The organism is Christiangramia flava JLT2011 (assembly GCF_001951155.1).
Classification (GTDB): Bacteria; Bacteroidota; Bacteroidia; order Flavobacteriales; family Flavobacteriaceae; genus Christiangramia; species Christiangramia flava.
Window position 1 is genome coordinate 1,998,274 of sequence record NZ_CP016359.1, and the last position, 19,436, is coordinate 2,017,709.

The 19,436-nt window shown below is 42.9% G+C and carries 17 protein-coding genes; 14 read left to right on the forward strand and 3 right to left on the reverse strand.

The genetic code is table 11. The annotated features are described in order from the left end of the window. Window positions 1-43: 43 nt before the first annotated feature. Window positions 44-1,291 (reverse strand): LVIVD repeat-containing protein, encoded by a 1,248-nt coding sequence (locus GRFL_RS08665; RefSeq protein ID WP_083644243.1) that lies wholly within the window; start codon window positions 1,289-1,291, stop codon window positions 44-46. Window positions 1,292-1,433: 142 nt separating this feature from the next. Between GRFL_RS08665 and miaB the strand changes: the two genes are divergently transcribed. From miaB to groL, 8 genes are all read left to right on the forward strand, one after another. Then, window positions 1,434-2,879: a tRNA (N6-isopentenyl adenosine(37)-C2)-methylthiotransferase MiaB gene (gene miaB, locus GRFL_RS08670; RefSeq protein ID WP_083644244.1), complete on the forward strand. Its 1,446-nt coding sequence runs from the start codon at window positions 1,434-1,436 to the stop codon at window positions 2,877-2,879. A 13-nt stretch (window positions 2,880-2,892) separates the two neighbouring features. Then, on the forward strand, window positions 2,893-3,789 hold the full coding sequence (locus GRFL_RS08675) for a hypothetical protein (RefSeq protein WP_086047628.1): 897 nt from the start codon (window positions 2,893-2,895) through the stop codon (window positions 3,787-3,789). Between the two features lie 5 nt (window positions 3,790-3,794). Next, window positions 3,795-5,057 (forward strand): sigma-54 interaction domain-containing protein, encoded by a 1,263-nt coding sequence (locus tag GRFL_RS08680; protein WP_083644246.1) that lies wholly within the window; start codon window positions 3,795-3,797, stop codon window positions 5,055-5,057. Between the two features lie 76 nt (window positions 5,058-5,133). After that, on the forward strand, window positions 5,134-5,637 hold the full coding sequence (locus GRFL_RS08685) for an LptE family protein (RefSeq protein ID WP_083644247.1): 504 nt from the start codon (window positions 5,134-5,136) through the stop codon (window positions 5,635-5,637). After that, the gene (locus GRFL_RS08690; RefSeq protein WP_083644248.1) at window positions 5,637-6,506 is read left to right on the forward strand and encodes a hypothetical protein; all 870 of its coding nucleotides are present in this window, start codon (window positions 5,637-5,639) and stop codon (window positions 6,504-6,506) included. The genes GRFL_RS08685 and GRFL_RS08690 overlap by 1 nt, the downstream gene beginning before the upstream one ends. 2 nt (window positions 6,507-6,508) lie before the next feature. After that, complete coding sequence (gene secG / locus GRFL_RS08695) at window positions 6,509-6,862, forward strand: preprotein translocase subunit SecG (RefSeq protein ID WP_083644249.1); 354 nt, start codon at window positions 6,509-6,511, stop codon at window positions 6,860-6,862. Between the two features lie 152 nt (window positions 6,863-7,014). Then, window positions 7,015-7,290, forward strand: coding sequence for a co-chaperone GroES (locus GRFL_RS08700; RefSeq protein WP_083644250.1), 276 nt, complete (start codon window positions 7,015-7,017; stop codon window positions 7,288-7,290). A 95-nt stretch (window positions 7,291-7,385) separates the two neighbouring features. Then, window positions 7,386-9,023, forward strand: coding sequence for a chaperonin GroEL (gene groL, locus GRFL_RS08705; protein ID WP_083644251.1), 1,638 nt, complete (start codon window positions 7,386-7,388; stop codon window positions 9,021-9,023). Window positions 9,024-9,197: 174 nt separating this feature from the next. On the opposite strand, the gene GRFL_RS08710 is transcribed toward groL, so the two are convergent. Next, window positions 9,198-9,650, reverse strand: a complete 453-nt coding sequence (locus GRFL_RS08710; protein WP_083646039.1) for an SRPBCC domain-containing protein — start codon at window positions 9,648-9,650, stop codon at window positions 9,198-9,200. Between the two features lie 102 nt (window positions 9,651-9,752). Between GRFL_RS08710 and GRFL_RS08715 the strand changes: the two genes are divergently transcribed. After that, window positions 9,753-11,228 carry an SLC13 family permease gene (locus tag GRFL_RS08715; protein WP_083644252.1) on the forward strand — a complete coding sequence of 492 codons (1,476 nt, stop codon included), beginning with the start codon at window positions 9,753-9,755 and terminating at the stop codon, window positions 11,226-11,228. On the opposite strand, the gene GRFL_RS08720 is transcribed toward GRFL_RS08715, so the two are convergent. Beyond that, on the reverse strand, window positions 11,225-12,277 hold the full coding sequence (locus GRFL_RS08720) for a helix-turn-helix domain-containing protein (protein ID WP_236995780.1): 1,053 nt from the start codon (window positions 12,275-12,277) through the stop codon (window positions 11,225-11,227). The two genes, GRFL_RS08715 and GRFL_RS08720, sit on opposite strands and share 4 nt — an antisense overlap. Before the next feature lie 324 nt (window positions 12,278-12,601). Between GRFL_RS08720 and GRFL_RS08725 the strand changes: the two genes are divergently transcribed. From GRFL_RS08725 to GRFL_RS08745, 5 genes are read left to right on the forward strand one after another with little or no spacing between them, the layout of a single operon-like run. Beyond that, window positions 12,602-12,937 carry an arsenosugar biosynthesis-associated peroxidase-like protein gene (locus GRFL_RS08725; RefSeq protein WP_083644253.1) on the forward strand — a complete coding sequence of 112 codons (336 nt, stop codon included), beginning with the start codon at window positions 12,602-12,604 and terminating at the stop codon, window positions 12,935-12,937. 40 nt (window positions 12,938-12,977) lie between these two features. Then, window positions 12,978-14,036, forward strand: a complete 1,059-nt coding sequence (arsS, locus tag GRFL_RS08730) for an arsenosugar biosynthesis radical SAM (seleno)protein ArsS (protein ID WP_083644254.1) — start codon at window positions 12,978-12,980, stop codon at window positions 14,034-14,036. A 4-nt stretch (window positions 14,037-14,040) separates the two neighbouring features. Beyond that, window positions 14,041-14,718, forward strand: coding sequence for a TIGR04282 family arsenosugar biosynthesis glycosyltransferase (locus tag GRFL_RS08735; RefSeq protein WP_083644255.1), 678 nt, complete (start codon window positions 14,041-14,043; stop codon window positions 14,716-14,718). A gap of 44 nt (window positions 14,719-14,762) precedes the next feature. Next, window positions 14,763-17,978 (forward strand): SusC/RagA family TonB-linked outer membrane protein, encoded by a 3,216-nt coding sequence (locus GRFL_RS08740; RefSeq protein ID WP_083644256.1) that lies wholly within the window; start codon window positions 14,763-14,765, stop codon window positions 17,976-17,978. Window positions 17,979-17,989: 11 nt separating this feature from the next. After that, window positions 17,990-19,432 carry a SusD/RagB family nutrient-binding outer membrane lipoprotein gene (locus GRFL_RS08745; protein ID WP_083644257.1) on the forward strand — a complete coding sequence of 481 codons (1,443 nt, stop codon included), beginning with the start codon at window positions 17,990-17,992 and terminating at the stop codon, window positions 19,430-19,432. Window positions 19,433-19,436: the final 4 nt, after the last annotated feature.

Sequence of the window (19,436 nt, forward strand, 5' to 3'; positions counted from 1 at the left end):
GCGACCAAACGGGGATTTTTCAAAAAACCAAACAAAAAGGAAATCAATTTAAAGCAAAGCTACTTAACAAATTGATCTCGTTACCTTTATAGCTATACTGATAAAGGATGCCGTCCCCGATCATAAGCAGCTTATCCTCAAGTGGGATAACATCATAGGTGTTAATGTTGCTGAATTGATCTATTAACCTAAGATCGGGGGTTTCTTCAATGTCGTAAACCTTCAGTCCTGCGCTGCCATCGCAAACGAAAAGCCAGTCGTCTTTGATGCCAAGACCGTGAGGATTACTCATTTCATATGTTTTTATTATTGATGGGTTCGTTTTATCACTGATGTCAACAATGTCCAGTTGGTTAAATTCCTGCCCACAGCCATTTCCGCCGCGAATCGTTACATAGGCGAGGTCATCTTTGACGACCACGGGATCACAGCCCATAACGTGCTGAACGTAGGAGGCAAATTGTGGGTTAAGAGGGTCTTCGATGCTGTAAATAAAAAGTCCTCGCGGGCTACCCATATACATGTAGCCGTCATAGTGGAAGAGCGTCTCGATGTCCCATCCTACACTCACGCTGTTTAATACGGAAGGTTTGCTGCCGCTGGTGATGTCCAGGACAGAAAGTTTCTGCTCGTCCGCGATATATAGGAGATTGTCCAGAATGCTGAATCTTGCAAAAGAACCACCGGTACCGCTTCCGCTGCCTGCATCATTGGATAAAGCGCCATTTTCTGAAAAGAAAACGCCTCCAGTTTCAATGGTTTCCATGGCGTATTCAATTTTCTTGGTTTCCATGATGTAACCAATGATCACTTCTTCGGAAGGATTAAAATCCTGAGTATCTATATACGCGACGCCTTCCGGAACCACCTGATGGTAATTGGGAAAAACATCTTCGATTCTGCCGGTTTCCTTGATATTGTCTTTGTCTGAAATATCGAAAACGACCAGATCCATACCGTTGTTTGCGTAGAGTTTGTCATCTTTAACGGCAACATCGGTATTTCGAGGAATTTTTAAGAATTGAATGTTTTTCGGATTGAAGCGGTCAGAATTATCAATAACATGAACTCCTTCATTCTTATCATTGACAAAAATATAGTCTTGGTAGGCGTAGATTTTTCCAGATTCGCGAATCGATTGCGGCTCTTCCACTTTGACGGAGGCCCTGAAATCGGCTACCGACTGTGTGATGGGAACAGCCACCGTTACCGTTTCTCCGGTTTCCTTATCGCAGGAAACCAGAAAAAAACTGAGTAACAGGAATGGAATAAATATGTAATATTTCGCCATTATTAGACTAGGTTAGCAATCTTTAGATGTAGGAGGTTTCAAAAGGTTGCGTAGAAAACTAAAATTTTTTTCTGTCACTTTGTCAGAATGGTGTTTAGCACTATCTTTGCCAGTCTAAAAACCTTCAGGTTATTAAGGAATTATGGAGAAGATCATAGACGAAAAAAAGCAGGGGAATACCCTGGTGATGGAGCCTCAGGAGAGAAATGGCAGGAAACTTTTTATTGAAAGTTACGGCTGCCAGATGAATTTCAACGATAGTGAGATTGTGGCTTCCATACTTTCAAAAGAAGGATATAATACTACTCAAAATCTGGAAGAGGCAGATCTGGTTCTGGTGAATACCTGTTCCATTAGAGAAAAGGCAGAACAAACCGTTCGCAAAAGACTGGAAAAATACAATGCCGTAAAAAGGATCAATCCAGGGATGAAGGTTGGTGTGCTTGGTTGTATGGCTGAGCGCCTGAAAAGCAAATTCCTGGAAGAAGAGAAAATTGTAGACCTCGTCGTTGGTCCTGATGCCTATAAAGATCTTCCGAATTTGATCAACGAAGTAGAAGAAGGGCAAAATGCCGTTAATGTGATCCTGAGCAAGGAAGAAACCTATGGTGATATTTCGCCGGTAAGACTGCAGTCTAATGGTGTTTCGGCTTTTGTTTCGATCACCCGCGGTTGTGATAATATGTGTACATTTTGTGTGGTTCCGTTTACCCGCGGAAGGGAGCGAAGCCGTGATCCACAAAGTATTATTGAAGAGGTGAATGACCTGGCCGAAAAAGGTTTCAAGGAGATCACGCTGCTTGGTCAGAATGTGGATAGTTACCTTTGGTACGGTGGCGGACTCAAAAAAGACTTTAAAAATGCTTCGGAAATCCAAAAAGCTACCGCTACCAATTTCGCTTCATTGCTGAGAATGGTGGCTGAAGCTCAGCCAAAAATGAGGATCCGTTTTTCTACCTCCAATCCGCAGGATATGACCCTGGATGTGATCGACGTGATGGCAGAATACCAGAATATCTGTAACTATATTCACCTGCCGGTTCAGAGCGGGAGCAACAAAATGCTCGAGAAAATGAACAGGCTGCATACACGTGAGGAATATTTTGAGCTGATTGATAACATCAAAAAGCGCATTCCGGATTGCGGAATTTCGCATGACCTGATTACTGGTTTTCCTACAGAAACGGAAGAAGATCACCAGGATACCATTTCCCTGATGGAATACGTGAAATATGATTTCGGATTTATGTTCGCTTATTCTGAAAGACCTGGAACGATGGCGGCACGAAAATTCGAAGATGACGTACCGGAAGAAGTGAAGAAGCGAAGACTTACCGAGATCGTGAACCTGCAACAGGAGCACAGTAAATACAATACCGAGAGATTCCTGGGTAAAACGGTGGAAGTTCTCATTGAGAAAGAATCTAAAAAATCTGATGCTCACTGGGCTGGAAGAAATAGCCAGAATACCATGGTTGTCTTTCCGAAAGAAAACTACCAGATCGGGGATTTTGTGAACGTCAGGATCGAAGACTGTACCAGCGCTACCCTTATTGGTGAAGCGGTGGGTTACAGTGAAAATAACTAAATCTAAGAACCTTATGAAGAATTTCGGCTGGCTGTACGCGTTTTGCTTTTCCGTGGTATTATTATCCTGTTCGGGAGAAGATTCGCCCAGGTATGATGGAGAAGAATCAGGAAATATTGGCAATTTCATCGGTTATAAGCAAACATATAGTCAGTCAGGTGACGTTTATGAACATTCTTACGCCGATGGGAAACTACTGAAAACGACCATCAACGGGCAAACGAAGCTGGAAGTAGATTATAACGATAGCGACCAGCTGGTGCGAATGACCGAATATGTGGCTGGAGAAGTGTATACCGATCTTAAATATTCTTATGACAGTTCCGGAGAATTATCGGCTGTGGAAGAATATGATGCGGAAAGTGGCAATTTTGTGAACCGGCAGATAAACTGGTCTGGTGACAAACTGGAAGTGCAGAAATTGAATACTACGCAGGCTAATTCCGGCAGAGTGGTTTTTACTTTCAACAATGATCGCCTGGATTTGTTTGAAGATTTCAATGGCAGCGGAACCCTGTTGCATTCCGATGATCTGAGTTACGACGCAAGTGGAAATGTGACCCAGAATTCAGTCTATACTTTTTACGAGGGACTGGGTTCAATTACAGAAGTTTTTGGTTACGAATACGACGATAAAGCCAATCCGCTTCAATATTTCTTTCAAAACTACACCTTACCTTTCCTGATCTTCGGTTCAAAACAGAAACTTTACAATTACGAAATTACTACGGCGCTTAGGGCTTTCGGTCCTAATAATCGTGTTAAAAATATTTATCCTTCAACATATTCTGAAAATCAAAAACTGGATATAGAGGTGGAATACGATGGCGATGCCATTATGAGTCAGACTTTTATTTTTCGTCCGGAAGACGTGGTGATCCAGTATTTAGAATTTTTATATAGCGAATAACTTTCATGGAATCAGTTCAGGCAATTAAACAACGTTTTGGAATTATCGGGGATGACCCCAAGCTGAATCGTTCAATTGAAAAAGCGATACAGGTTGCTCCAACCGATATTTCGGTCCTGGTGACCGGTGAAAGCGGTGTGGGAAAAGAAAGTATCCCAAAGATCGTTCATTCGTTGTCCCATCGTAAACATAACAAATACATTGCGGTGAACTGCGGTGCAATTCCGGAAGGGACTATAGACAGTGAACTTTTTGGTCACGAAAAAGGGGCTTTTACCGGTGCGACTCAAACCCGTTCGGGATATTTTGAGGAAGCTGATGGGGGAACCATTTTCCTGGACGAGGTTGGAGAACTACCGCTGCCTACGCAGGTGCGGTTACTTCGCGTTTTGGAGAACGGTGAATTCATCAAGGTGGGGAGTTCCAAAGTTCAGAAAACCGATGTGCGCATCGTGGCGGCGACCAACATCAATATGTTTGAATCGATCAAAAAGGAAAAATTCCGCGAGGACCTCTATTACAGGCTGAGCACAGTGGAGATCAATTTACCCCCATTGCGGGAAAGAAAAGGGGATATTCACCTGCTTTTCAGAAAGTTTGCTGCAGATTTTGGGTTGAAATATAAAATGCCTACCATTAAACTGGAGGACGATGCTGTGGAATTATTAACGAAATATCGCTGGGGCGGGAATATCAGGCAGCTTCGGAATATTGCGGAACAAATATCTGTTCTGGAGCAGGAACGAAGCATTAATGCAGAAGAACTGAAACATTACCTGCCCGATGTAGGCAGTAATCTCCCTGCGGTGATTTCTGAAGCCAAAAAAGATTCCGATTTCAGCAACGAAAGAGAGATCCTCTATAAGGTGCTTTTTGATATGAAAAGCGACCTGAACGACCTCAAGAAACTCACGCTGAAGTTGATGGAAAATGGAAATTCCAAGGAAGTGCAGGATGAAAATGAAGGCTTGATCCAGAAAATCTATGGCAGTAATGCGGAAGATATCGATGAAGCCAGTATCGATGAAGATGACCTGGAAGTGCTTCAAATCCCGCAACAGGGAACGCCTTCCAAACCTTCTGAAAAAGATAAATATTATTTTGCCGAGGAAATTGAGGAAGAAGAAACGCTTTCCCTGCAGGATAAAGAGCTGGAGTTGATCAAAAAATCGCTGGAGCGCCATAACGGGAAAAGGAAAGCCGCTGCGGAAGAACTGGGGATCAGCGAGCGCACGCTTTACCGAAAGATCAAACAATATAATTTATAGCTTCCAGTTATTCTGTAATCCGGTTTACATGCCGGTTTTTACTGCGGAAAGCTAAAAATATAAGGCCTAAATAAGAATGAAAAAACCAATGATCATATTTTGCGCGGTGTTGCTGTCTACACTTCAGTCCTGCGGAATATATAGTTTTACCGGCGCTAACGTGGGTGAGGCGGAAACCTTTCAGGTGAACTTTTTCCAGAATAATGCCGATCTGGTAGAACCGGGAATAGACCGGGCTTTTACGCAATCGCTTCAGGAGTTGATCCAGAACCAAACTCGGTTAAGCCTGGTGAACAATAACGGAGACCTGATCTTTGAAGGCGAGATCGTGGAATATTACATTTCGCCAATGTCGGCAACCGCCCAGAGCACGGCGGCTCAAAACCGGCTCACAATTGGAATAAACGTACGGTATTACAATACCCTGGTGCCGGAACAGGACTTTGAAAGGCGTTTTTCGTTCTTTTATGACTACCCGGCAAATGTGCAGTTAGTAGGGGCTAATTTACAAACTGCGCTGGATGAGATCTACAACCGCATCACTCAGGATGTATTCAACGCGGCATTAAGTAACTGGTAATGGATCAGGAACAGCTTACATATTTACTCGATCACCCGAAGGAAATTTCGGCGGAGCAAACCCGTGAGCTGGAAAAGATCATCGCCAAATATCCCTATTTTCAGGCTGCAAGAGCCATCAGGTTAAAAGGTTTGAAGGAATTCCAGGAATTCAGTTACAACCCGGCCCTGAAGAAAACAGCGGCTTACACGGCTGACCGCAGCGTACTTTTCGATTTTATTACTTCGGAAGAATTCAGCCAGAATTCGATTGCCAAACAAATCAGGGAACAGGAAGAAAGGTTGAAGGAGATTACGGTTTACGAGGCGGAGGAAATACATGGTCGCCGCAGCATCGATATCGATGAGGCGATCAAGATGAAGCAGTCTGAATCTGAAAGGGTGATGGATCCCGGCCTTTTTGAGAGGGCGCCAAAGCAGGAGGTTTCCAAAGAGGAAATTTCGGAAAAGGATCAGCTCGGAATTGGAAAGCCTCTGGAATTCAGCAAAAGTGAATCACATTCTTTCTCTGAATGGTTGAAGCTAACGAGGGCAAAGCCGATCGAACGCGAAGAAGAACAGGTTTCAGAAACCGATTCAGATTCCGAAGAACGCTCACGAAAATTTGAGCTTATCGAAGAGTTTATTTCCAAGAATCCGAAGATCCAGCCTGTAAAATCGGCTCCGAAAGCCAACCTGGCAGAGCAGAGCCTGGCAACTCCGGAGGCCCTGATGACCGAGACCCTGGCGAAAGTTTACCTGGAACAGAAAAACTATAAAAAAGCCATTCAGGCATATAAAATTTTAATTTTGAAAAATCCCGAAAAAAGTGGTTTCTTTGCAGACCAAATTCGGGCAATACAGAAATTACAAGATACTAATAACGAATAAGAATGAGCACATTCACAATCTTTTTAGCGCTAATAATCATCGTGGCATTTTTGCTAGTGGTGGTGATCATGGTTCAGAATCCTAAAGGAGGCGGACTTTCTTCTTCTTTTGGTGGCGGCGGTCAACAAATGGGAGGAGTTAAGAAAACAACAGATTTTCTTGACAAGTCTACCTGGACACTGGCTACGGTTTTACTGGTTTTGATCCTTTTGTCTAACGTGACGATCATGGACAGCCCGGTAGCCCAGGAAAGCGGGATCTTTGAAAGCGATGAGCCGGTAGAAACCAATATTCCTGCTCAGCCTGCCACAAATACGGCTAATGATCAGGCTACTCAAGCTGACACGGCGCAGTAGAAATACTCAAAATAGTACTATGAAAATGCCAGCTTATGACAAGCTGGCATTTTTGTTTTCGGCTTTGGCAGAAATCCCCTGATGGCATAATTTTCGAAATATTCGTTACCGATCATTAAAAATTTATTTAACCTAAATAATTAGAGAAAAAAATGGGACTAAACGTTAAACCGCTTTCAGACAGGGTTGTTGTAGAACCTGTTGCAGCAGAAACCAAAACTGCTTCTGGTATCATCATTCCTGAGACCGCAAAAGAAAAACCTCAAAGAGGAAAAGTTGTGGCCGTAGGAAAAGGTACCAAAGATCATGAAATGACCGTAAAAGAAGGAGACATGGTGCTTTATGGAAAATACGCCGGAACCGAATTCAAATTCGACGGGGTAGATTACCTGATCATGCGGGAAGATGACATACTAGCGATAGTATAAGTTTCAAAAAAGTATAGGAAGGTTTCTCTTCCGCAATTCAAAAAAAATTAATTAACCAGTTTAAGAGAATTCATTCTCTCAAAAATTAAAATAACATGGCAAAGGATATAAAATTTGACATCAAGGCACGCGATGGAATTAAACGCGGTGTTGATGCATTGGCAAATGCAGTAAAAGTAACTTTAGGGCCTAAAGGTCGTAACGTGATCATTAGTAAATCTTTCGGAGCACCAACTGTTACTAAAGATGGTGTGACCGTGGCGAAAGAGATCGAACTGGAAAACGCGATCGAAAATATGGGAGCGCAAATGGTAAAAGAAGTGGCTTCTAAAACCAACGATATCGCTGGTGATGGTACTACCACTGCAACTGTTCTTGCTCAGGCTATCGTAAAAGAAGGTTTGAAGAACGTTGCTGCCGGTGCAAACCCAATGGATCTTAAAAGAGGAATCGATAAGGCAGTAGAAGCTTTAACTGCTGATCTTGCCAAGCAAACAAAAGAAGTTGGAGATTCTTCTGAAAAAATCAAGCAGGTAGCTTCTATCTCAGCAAACAACGATGATGTGATTGGTGATTTGATCGCTCAGGCTTTCGGGAAAGTTGGAAAAGAAGGGGTGATTACTGTAGAAGAAGCAAAAGGTACCGAAACTTACGTTGATGTAGTAGAAGGTATGCAGTTTGACAGAGGTTACCTTTCTCCTTATTTCGTGACAAATTCTGAAAAAATGACGGCAGATCTGGAAGATCCGTATATTCTTCTTTTCGATAAGAAGATCTCTTCCATGAAAGATCTTTTGCCAGTTCTTGAGCCAGTAGCTCAGTCTGGAAAGCCATTATTGATCATTGCTGAAGATGTGGATGGAGAGGCTCTTGCAACTCTTGTAGTGAACAAACTTCGTGGATCACTGAAAATTGCAGCTGTAAAAGCTCCAGGTTTTGGTGACAGAAGAAAAGCAATGCTTGAAGACATCGCTATCCTAACTGGTGGTACAGTAATTTCTGAAGAAAGAGGATTCTCTTTAGAAAATGCTACAGTAGATATGCTTGGTACTGCTGAAAAAGTGGCGATCGATAAGGATAATACGACTATCGTTAATGGTTCAGGAGATGATAAAGCGATTAAGGAAAGAGTGAACCAGATCAAAGCTCAGATCGAAGCAACTACTTCAGATTATGATCGTGAAAAACTTCAGGAGCGTCTTGCGAAATTAGCAGGAGGTGTAGCCGTACTATATGTGGGAGCTGCTTCAGAAGTGGAAATGAAAGAAAAGAAAGACCGTGTGGATGATGCGCTTCACGCAACGCGTGCGGCTGTGGAAGAAGGTATCGTTGCCGGTGGTGGTGTAGCCTTGGTTAGAGCACAGTCTGTATTGAGCAGCATCAAAGCTGAAAATAATGATGAGGCTACGGGTGTTCAAATCGTTTCAAAAGCAATCGAAGCACCACTTAGAACGATTGTTGAGAATGCTGGAGGAGAAGGTTCTGTAGTAATCAACAAAGTGCTGGAAGGTAAGAAAGACTTTGGATACGATGCGAAGACTGATACGTATGTGGATATGTTGAAAGCTGGTATCATTGATCCGAAGAAAGTAACCAGAGTAGCACTGGAAAATGCAGCTTCTGTTGCCGGTATGATCCTAACTACCGAATGTGCATTGATCGACCTTCCTGAAGAGGATAAAGGTGGTGGAATGCCAGGTGGAATGGGAGGCGGAATGCCAGGAATGATGTAATCATCTCCCATAGATAAATTAAAAACCCGACTTGTATGTCGGGTTTTTTTATATTCCTAGACCATCGTTGAAATGTTCCCAATCCTGTATGATATGGTAACAGGCTGCAACGACCAGTATCAGGATCGCCCATTTCAGTAATTCTTTTTTAGGTAATTTTTTCATTTGTAGCGTTTAGTTGTTCATAAAATCGAAAGCCCCTTTTCTCAGGTTGATGCCATATTCCAGATATGCTTTCAGGCAGGCTAGAAAATTAGCCCAGCCCTCGCTGTTCCTTCCGTACCATGCAATACCTTCCTCGCTCTGAGGCATTTTGCCCTCGGTTATATGAACGACGGTTTTGTTCCCCTCCCGTTCTTCCAGTTTCATCGTAACCAGCAATTGTTTTCCCTGGGAACCTTCCCAACGGAAACTGATGAATTCACCCGCTACGACTTTTTCTACTTCCACGGGAAAAGAACCTTCAAATTCGGGAAATCTCCAGGTTACTATTTTCCCGTTTTCCATTCTTCCGGTACTTTCAGAAATGAAATAATGAGACATTTTCTCAGGGTTTACGATCGCTTCGAATACTTCTGAAGCGGGTTTCAGGACCTGTATGGAGGCTTTGATTTCCAGTTCGTTCATTGTCGTTGTTTTTTTAAATTTCTGAAAAATATTCCGGCAGGCCATAATCTGGCTGGAAAGACTTCTAAAATTAAGTATCTTCCCGATGAAAACGCGATTGGAATGTCTTCAGTTTTAAAGAAAATCACCTTATTCGCCGGTCCGGCGATTTTTTTATTCTTGCAATTTCTGGGCGGGCCAGAAGGTCTGTCTGAAAATGCCTTTTCCGTCCTCTGTGTGACCATCTGGATGGCGCTCTGGTGGGTGACGGAGGCGGTTCCGATTGCTGTGACTGCTCTTTTGCCTATCGTTCTTTTTCCTTTGACCGGAGCGATAGACATTGGAACTACGACGGAATCTTACGGCCATAAATATGTGTTTTTGTACCTCGGTGGGTTCATCCTCGCGGCGGCTATCGAACGCTGGGGTTTACATAAAAGAATTGCTTTGAACATCATCAACCTTATCGGGTCGAATATCAAGAAGATTATCTTAGGCTTCATGCTGGCGACTGCATTCCTGTCTATGTGGATCTCCAATACCGCGACTTCAGTAATGATGCTGCCTATTGGAACGGCTATTATCGCCCAGCTGAAAGATAATCCGAAAACGGTCGAAAATGAAACCGAGATCTTCGGAAAAGCCCTTATGTTGGCCATTGCCTACAGTGCCTCTATTGGTGGGATCGCTACGCTTATAGGAACACCGCCTAACCTGGTCCTGGCCGGAATCGTGGAAGAATTATACGGGATCGAAATTTCCTTTAGTAAATGGATCGTCCTGGGTCTCCCGGTTTCCGCGCTGGTTTTGTTCCTGTGTTATCAATATTTGACATCCAGGGCATTTGATTTTAAACAAAAGGAATTTCCCGGTGGTAAACAGGAAATCAGGCGGCTTCTGAAGCAATTAGGGAACATGCGCGCTTCGGAAAAAAGAGTGATGATTATTTTTATCATTACCGCCTTTTGCTGGATCAGCCGAAGTTTTTTACTTCAGAAGCTTTTTCCGGCAATAGACGACACGATCATAGCGATGGCGGCGGCGGTCCTGCTTTTCCTCGTCCCGGCAGGAGACGCTGACCGAAAATTGCTCACCTGGGAAGAAGCGGTGCAGATTCCCTGGGGCATTATCATTCTCTTTGGAGGAGGGATGGCGCTGGCTACCGGTTTTAGCGAGACCGGCCTGGCAGAATGGATCGGGAGTCAGTTGGTGAACCTGGAAAACCTTCCGTTATTGTTACTGGTTGTGATCCTGGTAGCCGCCGTAAATTTCTTAACCGAAATCACTTCGAACCTCGCAACAACAGCCATGCTCTTACCCATTTTGGCCTCGATGGCGCTGGCCCTTAACCTGCATCCATACTTTTTGATGGTAGGAGCCACCCTTGCCGCATCCTGTGCTTTTATGCTTCCCGTTGCCACGCCGCCCAATGCGGTGGTTTTTGGTTCCGGATACCTGAAAATACCCGATATGATCCGAACCGGTTTCTGGCTGAATATACTTTCGATAGTAGTGATCAGCTTAATAATCTACTTCGGTCTGCCGTATTTATGGGATTTTGATCCCCGGGAAATTCCTTCGAAATTCACCGGAAATTAATCCTGGTCATCCAGTTCTTCCTTGATAGCTTTCCGGGCTTTCAGGAAATATTTCGGACTCACGCCGTAGTTCTCTTTAAATACTTTTGAAAAGTAGCTTCTGTTATTCAAACCTATCGCTGTCACGATCTCTGAAATATTCTTTTCAGAATTCATCAGCATTTCCTTCGCGGCTTCCAGTTTTACCTGCTGCATGTATTTGTTCACGGTAAGATTGTACACATATTTGAAGCCTTCCTGAAGTTTGTTCACGTTGGTTCCGGCCTCCTTGGCGAGCGCTTCCACCGTATGATTGGTGCTGAGGTCGCCCTGGATGCGTTTAGCCACGTAATCCACTTTTTGGATGTCTGATTTCCGAAGGATCTGCGGAAGATTGTCACTGTTTTCGTCATCCTGGTACTGTGCGATCTGGATCACCAGCATCTCGAAAGCTTTTCCCTCCAGGAACAGGCTTCGAAGGAAACCGGTGTGCTCCTTGATGTTGATCTCTTCCATCAAATCAGCAGCTTTGATGCTGTAATTTCCCTGGTAAAAGAACTGTTGCTTGGAAACGGAATCCTTGAAAAGCTCCTTCAAAGTTGGATCGAGATCTTTGAAATCGTAATTGGAACGATGAGCGAAAACTGAGCGAATGATCTCCAGGCTCGACACATGCGTGGGAGTGTTCTTTTTAAAATAGAGCACATGGCCATCGTAACCGCTGCTGCTCACCACTATGTTCTGGTAAGTGTCGATGCTGTTTACCTGATCGGTCTTCTGAAAAGAATGCCCCACCATTCCTTCTGAACAGAATATAAATTTTAAGGGATGTACTGTGTTAAGACTGAAATGAATTTCCACATCCTCGTAAAATTGACAGTTATAAGTGATAAAACCAATGCCTGAATCAAAGCTGCTCCCCCTTATATAGCCAACTCCGCAATCTTTGGGGATATCTATGCGAAATTCTCCGCTATTATTGAACAATTCGGTTTTGAAACCTTCGGAAAGGTCTTGCATTATTTCGTTGACTGGCAGGGTTTTAACGTCAATTCTCATGGTGTAGCTCATAGAAAAAGCGCTATTAAAGTTAACGCTTTTTAACATTCAATTGTAAAAAAATATTAACGTAAAGTTATTATTTGGCTGAAAAAATTAAGAATTGTAAGGCTATTTATCAGCTATTGGGATAAATCTAGTGCGAAAAACGTTATAAAGCCCTGTTCACGGGGCTTTTCCGTTATTTTGATCGATCGAAACTGTTAATTTTCGTTGCGCCCGCGTGCGCAGTGGTATTTGGTTTTGGATAGGGTTTACGAATGCCTTACCTTCAGATGCAAATCTTCTAAAACTGGAAGACCAATCTATTCGTACATATTATAAAGAATCAACAGCATGTCTAAAAATTATTATGATCCGGCAGATCTTCGGAAGTTTGGGGAGATCACTGAGTGGAGTGAAGAACTGGGAACGAAATTTTTCGATTATTACGGGAAAGTTTTTGAGGAGGGAGCACTGTCTGCAAGAGAAAAATCCCTGATCGCACTGGCGGTAGCACACGTGGTAAAATGTCCGTATTGTATCGATGCTTATACCAAAGATGGTTTGCAGCGCGGGATAACCAAAGAGGAAATGATGGAGGCGGTTCATGCGGGCGCAGCCATCGAAAGTGGAGCAACCTTAGTTCATGGCGTGCAAATGATGAATAAATATAAGAAGCTGAGTATGTAAGCAATTTTTGCTTTCAGCTACTAATTTTTAAAACCAATTTATGTCAGTTAAATCGCTAAAGGCGCGGAAAGATGATCTTTCCAGTCCTAAAAAGCAATTGGAAATATTAGATAACGGAATGTTTGAAGATGGTGATCTGCCTCGATTTAAAGATAAGATTGCCAACACAGGTCATAAGCCGTTCAAGCCAGGAAAACTGGAAATCCTTCAGATAAATCTCGGCTATATGTGCAACCAGGTCTGTTCGCACTGCCATGTTGATGCAGGTCCCGACCGAAAAGAGATCATGACCAGGGAAACCATGCAACAGTGTTTGGAAGTGATCAAAACTACCGGCGCGCATACCCTGGACCTAACGGGGGGAGCTCCAGAAATGAATCCGGAGTTCAGGTGGTTTGTGGAGGAAGCTTCAAAAGCCGGAATTAAAGACTTTATCGTTCGTTCCAATCTTACTATAATCCTGGCGAATAAAAAATACCACGAACTACCGGAATTCTTCAAAAAGCACAACGTTCACGTGGTGTCTTCTCTTCCGTTCTATAAAAGAGAGAAAACAGACAAGCAGCGTGGCAGCGGAGTTTTCGATAAATCGATAAAAGCTCTTCAAATGCTGAATAAGGTTGGTTATGCTAAGGAAGGAACCGGTTTAAAACTGGATCTGGTATACAATCCTGCAGGAGCTTTTCTGCCAACCAATCAGAAGGCCATGGAAAATGATTTTAAAGTTGCTTTGAAAGAGGACTTTAATATCGATTTTGATAATCTTTTTGCGATTACAAACCTGCCAATTAGCCGATTCCTGGAATATTTAATAGCTTCTGAAAATTATGAAGATTATATGTATGCACTGGTAGATGCCTATAATCCTGCAGCTGTAGAAAATGTGATGTGCAGAAACACCATTTCGATAAGCTGGGACGGCTGGCTGTATGATTGCGATTTCAACCAGATGCTCGAGCTGAAGGTAGACAGTAAAGTGAAGCATATCAGTGAATATAACGAGGACTTGCTGAATGATCGGGAAATCGTGATTTCTCAGCATTGTTACGGTTGTACTGCCGGTGCTGGAAGTAGTTGCCAGGGAACTGTAGCCGAATAACTTTATGACCGGGAAAACCGCCATACTCATTTTTGCCAATTCTTCTTCGGAAGAACTGAAGACCAAGAAAATCCAAAGGTCAGCACTGCTATTTGACCATCTTAATCAAAAGGTGCTGAAAATTGCCAGAAGCACCGGTCTGCCTTATTTCCTTTTTTCAGAAGAAGAACAGAAAGGCTCTAATTTTGGTGAGCGGTTTACGCACGCTATTGCCTCTGTTTTTCAGAAAGGCTATCAAAATGTGATTAGTATCGGGAATGATACACCGGGGCTGTCAAAAAACCATATTCTAAGAACCGCGACCTCGCTTAAAAACAATGGAATGGTTCTGGGGCCATCTTTTGATGGGGGTTTTTACTTAATGGGTATGCGGAAGGAGTTGTTCTGTAAAAAACAATTTCTGAAACTGCCGTGGCAAACGGCTCAATTAACTAAATGCATCAGGCGCTTACTCGGCAAAAAGTTCGAAAACATTGTTTGGCTGGAGCGCCTTAGAGATATAGATAACGAATCTGATCTTAAGCATATCGTCAATACATTTCAGTTTGTTGGAGATGTATTACGAACTATAATTCTTAAAATTACGAAGTCTGCACAGACATTTTTCTCCGAAATGATTCAAGTGCAGCAACTCGTGTTCATTCGTCATTTTTTTAATAAAGGTTCGCCTTTTCAGATTTAAACCTGGATCATAAAACAAATCTGAAACCTTTAAGAGGCTAACCAATGAAATATATTCTTGTAGGCATTGCCATGTGCCTGTCATTACCAATTTTTGCACAGCAACGCGTCACGGGTAAAGTCACCGATAGTTCGGGAGCCGCGCTGCCATTCGTTAATGTTATTCTGAAAAATTCGCCTGTTGGAACCACAACAAATTCCGACGGCTTGTATGAATTGCAATTAACCGATCTCAACGGAGATCTGGAATTTTCTTCGCTCGGTTTTGAAAGTAAAACAGTATCTATTAACGGTCGCGATCGAATAAATGTTAGCCTGATCGAGGCTGAAGCATTGCTAAACGAAGTGGTGATCACCGCTCTGGGGCTGGAACGCGAAACAAGGGAGCTTGGTTACGCGGTTCAAAGTGTGGAAAGCGGTGAAATAAGTGAGGTAAAATCTCCTAATTTCTTAGATAATTTAGGCGGAAAAATGGCTGGTGTTACGGTCAGTCAGGGTGCAACCGGAGTCGGCTCTTCCACTAAGATCGTTATTAGGGGAGAAGCATCCTTTTCTAATAATAACCCGCTTTTTATTGTAGATGGCACTCCTATAAATAATAATACAGTTTTCCCTCGAACATCTGAAGCTGCTGCCGGTTTCCAGGAAGTAGATTTTGGTAACGGTGCAATGGAGGTCAATCCTGATGATATTGCTTCGGTTTCTGTACTGAAAGGTCCCAGTGCCGCTGCACTGTATGGTACGCGGGCATCTAATGGGGTGATCATAATTGAAACGAAAGATGGTTCAAAAGCTCAGGGAATGGGAGTGAGTATTAATTCCAGCGTATTTATTGATACACCATTTCAGCTGCCAAAATTTCAAAATGAATATGGTCAGGGAAATTCTAGAGAATTTGAGTTCGTGGATGGTCTTGGCGGCGGTGTGAACGATTTGATCACTTATAGCTGGGGGCCAAGGTTGGATGCAGGTAACATGATCCCGCAATTTGATAGCCCTGTAATGCTTGCTGACGGTACCGTGGTTCGTGGTGGGGATACCTCGGTTTATGGGAATGAAGCTATTTCTGCTACACCTTTTGTTTCGCATCCAGATAACCTGAAAGATTTTTACCGAACTGGCGTTACCACGATCAATAACGCGGCAGTATCATCTGGTTTTTCCAATGGAAATTACCGCCTCGCCTTCACCGATCTTCGCAGTGAATCAATTTTACCAGGTGTAGATCTCGACAGGCAGACGGTTGCCGCAAAATTGAATTTCAAACCTTTAAAAGGACTGGTAGTAAATGCGACTGTTAATTATGTCAATTCTGGCAGTGATAATAGGCCTGCTAACGGTTACGGTTCAGAAAACCTGAATTATTCTTTGGTTGCCTGGGGACCTCGATCTCTAAACATAAACAGTTTGAAAGATTACTGGCAGCCTGGGCTGGAAAATATTCAGCAGTTTTCGTACAACTATACTTATTTTGATAATCCTTATTTCATCATGTACGAAAACACCAATTCCTTCGGAAGAGACCGTGTTTTTGGGAATATTTCTGCAAAACAGCAGATCACACCAAATCTAAGTCTGCACATTCGTTCGGGAATGGATTATTCTTCAGAATTGCGGAAATTTAAAAGAGCTTTCAGTTCAAACAGGTTTAAAAATGGAGCATACGGTGAACAGGAAGTAGTTTTTCGTGAAGTGAATACCGACTTTTTGCTGAATTACAACCGAGATTTCGGAATCTTTTCCGCAGATATTTCCCTTGGTGGAAACAGACTGGACCAATATGCTTCCAACAAGCAATCGCAAGCTTCAACCCTTGCACAGCCCGGAATTTTTAAGCTCACCAATGCAGCATCGCCGGTGGAAATTTACCAGTACGAATCAGAAAAACGCATCAATAGCTTCTACGGAATTGCAAAATTTGGTTACAAAGATTTCTTATTTCTGGATGTTACGGGCAGAAATGACTGGTCGAGTTCGCTTGCCACACCATTTTCGGTAGATAACACATCGTTCTTTTATCCATCTGTTTCCTCTAGTTTTATTTTGTCTGAAGTGACCGATCTTCCAGAGGCAATTTCTTATGCACAATTGAGGGCCAGCTGGGCGCAGGTTGGGAATGACACTGATCCCTATCAGACCACAGGAGCTTTTGTTGCACAGACGCCATATTTGTCTCAGCCAACTTTCAGCGATCAGGATTTTATTGCGAACCCTAATTTAAGACCGGAACAGACCACTTCTTTTGAAGTTGGTGCGGATATCAGGTTTTTTAGGGATCGCCTGAGTTTTGATCTCACATATTATAATGCGCTGACAGAAGATCAAATACTCTCTTTGCCAATCGGAATTTCTTCAGGATACACCCAAAAAGTGGTAAATGCTGGTAAAGTGCGGTCAAAGGGTGTTGAGATCATTGCCGGGGCTGTGCCTGTACTTTCAGATAATTTCAGGTGGGATACAAAGATCAATTTCAGCAGAAATATTTCCGAAGTAGAAGAACTGCCGCAGGAAGCCGGACGTCTTACCCTGGCTTACAACAGGGTTTATGACAATCCTGACCAGACCGTTTGGTTGCAGGTGGAAGAAGGTGGAAGAATTGGTGACCTCTATGGAACGGGTTATCAAAAAACTGATGACGGGAGATTTATTTTAACTGAAGATGGCCGTTATATCGCGAATAATGACCTGCAAAAACTTGGGAATTACAATCCTGATTTCATGATGGGAATTAATAATGAGTTCAGTTACAAAAACTGGAATCTCTCATTTTTATTTGATTGGAGACAGGGCGGAATTCTGGTTTCCAGAACGCTTTCTCTGGCAGCCGTTGGTGGACAGTTGGAAGAGACCTTGCCTGGCAGGGAAGACGGAATTGTGCCAAGCGGAGTAGTAAATGTTGGCACGCCAGAAAACCCGACCTATGTAGAAAACACCACGCGTGTTTCGGCAGAATCTTATTACCGTCAATTCTATGATCGCAACCATGAAGAAAATAATGTTTATGATGCTTCCTATTTGAAGCTGCGCCAGTTTTCGCTGGGATATACTTTTGACCTGAAAAAGAATGCTCTTGGATTTATGAAAGAAGGCGGGACGGTGAATTTGGCTTTGATCGGCCGTAATCTTTTTGCCTTCAGTGAGATTCCACATTTCGATCCGGAGCAATTGGCGGTTCAGGGAAATGGTTTTGTTAGCGGGGTGGAAGATATGTCTTATGCCACCACAAGAAGTATTGGCTTTAAAGCCGGAATTAATTTTTAAAGGAATTAGCAATGAAAAAAGTAGTTTATATATCAGCAATTTTGATTTTGATTCTTTCAGCGAATTCCTGTACCAAGGATTTTAAGGAGATCAACACCAATCCTAATGCACCGCTGGAAGTGGAGCCTTCTTTATTGCTTCGTGAGGTTATTTATGATTACGGCGAGCAAATGTCTTATGAAGGTTTTGTGGCAGGTAATCTATTAGGGCAATATTTAACAGCCCTGGATTTTAACCTTTTTGACCGTCATGCACTTAAATCTCCGCAATTAGGTGGTAATCCCTGGCCGGTTATCTATACCAATTTACGGGATAACGAAATCATTTTGCAACAATCACAAAATGAGCCTGCCTACAGGGTTTATGAAGGTCCGGCTTTGATCTTAAAGGCTTATATGGCTGCGGCTCTTACAGATCTTTATGGCGATGTTCCTTATTATAATGCTTTTAGAGGAAAAGAACTTACTACGACTCCCGCATACGATGCGCAGGAAGATATCTATTTAGGTGAAGGAGGAATTCTTGATAACCTAGCAAAAGGAATCGCTGCGATTCAGGCGTATGAAGGCAGTATTCCACTGGAAGGTGATATTTTATTCAATGGCGATCTAACTAAATGGGTTCGTTTTGCCAATTCTCTTCGAATTAAACATCTTATGCGAATTTCCTCGAAAATGGATGTTTCGGCAGAACTTCAGCAAATATATTCGGAGGGAGATTATATCATGAATAACCAGCAGAATGCCGTTTTTGATTTTACTTCCGGTGAACCGAACAGCTTCCGAATGGAGCAATTAAGAGTTGGTGATTTTAATAATTTTGTGATGGCTGAAACGATGGACGAAATTCTTTCTGAATTAAATGATGCTCGGGTGGCAGTTCTTTTCCGTCCAACAGCCAATGATGGCAACACCTATAACGGTCTCATAAATGGTATTGACGCTTCGCAAACCTCTATTTCTCCAGCAGATTATTCCTATGCTGGAATGATCTTTCGCGAGAACACGGCAATGCTGGATGCTAATTTTCTAACAGCCTGGGAAACGAAATTCTGGCTGGCAGAGGCTGCCGAAAAAGGGTATATTTCGGCCGATGCGGAAATGCTTTACAACGAAGGAGTGATGCAGGCTTTCGACTATTGGAACACGCCTTTACCAGGTGATTATCTGGAAGGTCCTGCGGCTTATGATGCAGGGGAGAATCCTTTGGAACAGATCATTACCCAAAAATGGATCGCCAATATGATAAACGGCTACGAAGGCTGGATAGAATGGAGACGAACGGGCTTTCCTAATTTAAAACCCATTTCTGCCAGTCTGAATAATGATCTTTTGCCTGTGCGCATGCCGTATCCTGCGGAAGAGGAAGCTTTAAATGCTGAAAACTATGATCAGGCAGCCGAAAATACGAATGGTAACAGCATCAACGCGCCGGTATGGTGGGACAGCGAATAATTTA